Origin of the sequence: Thorsellia kenyensis, assembly GCF_042432445.1 — a bacterium.
Taxonomy (GTDB): Bacteria; Pseudomonadota; Gammaproteobacteria; order Enterobacterales; family Thorselliaceae; genus Thorsellia; species Thorsellia kenyensis.
In genome coordinates, this window is the sequence record NZ_JBHLXE010000116.1 from 1 (window position 1) to 851 (window position 851).

An 851-nucleotide genomic window follows, 5' to 3' on the forward strand; every position below is an offset into this window, starting at 1 on the left:
TCTTTTCGACCCTCAATTAATACAATGCGACTGACAGCGGCTATGCACTTATTATACAAATCCACGTAGGTTAAATTTATTAAAAGAAACAATTATATAAATTTAGTCTGTTCCCCACACATGTGGGGATAAACCGAGATGCTGAGTGATATTCCAGCTGCACGAGTTCTGTTCCCCACACATGTGGGGATCAGGGGGCGATCAAGCTTTGATCAAACAGATTGAATTTAATGAATTTTTATTGAATTATTGAGTAATTTATGATCAAATCATCTTAATAAATTATATAAGGTGATTTAAATGAGATTAATAAAAATATTAGATACGATTGAAGAAAACCGTAAAAAAACAAATCAAAATATCCAGTCAAAGAAATCGCATTTTTAGTACTAGCTGGTTTAATCTGTGGTTATTCCTCTTGGACTTCTATAGCAGAATTTGGCGAGTACAACCTAAAATGGCTTAGGAAATTCATGCCTCACAAGCAAGGCATCCCTACTCGGCATAATGTTGCTAGAATTATTCGGATGATTAAGCCAGAATCATTAAATAATCTTTTGATTACATGGGCTAACGCCTATTCAAAAAAATCTAATGTAGAGCATTCTGATGAAGAAATTAAGAGAATACGATCTGTTTTTGCCATTGATGGGAAAGAGATCAAGGGGGTTAAAACACGTACAGGTGAAGTTCTAAATGCTGTGACAGTTTTTGATGTCGATAATGGCATTTCATTCAGTACAGAGATGGGAACTGGTAAAGGCCAAGAAATCCAGATGGTACTGAAAGTCCTTAAAACACTTAATCTTAAAGAGTGTATTGTGACGCTTGATGCACTTCATTGTCAAACT

At 35.0% G+C, this 851-nt stretch carries 1 pseudogene; it reads left to right on the plus strand.

Annotation, left to right across the window (positions count from 1 at the left end):
- Positions 1 to 359 precede the first annotated feature (359 nt).
- Positions 360 to 851, plus strand: a pseudogene (locus tag ACFFIT_RS13200) (ISAs1 family transposase); the annotation flags it as partial.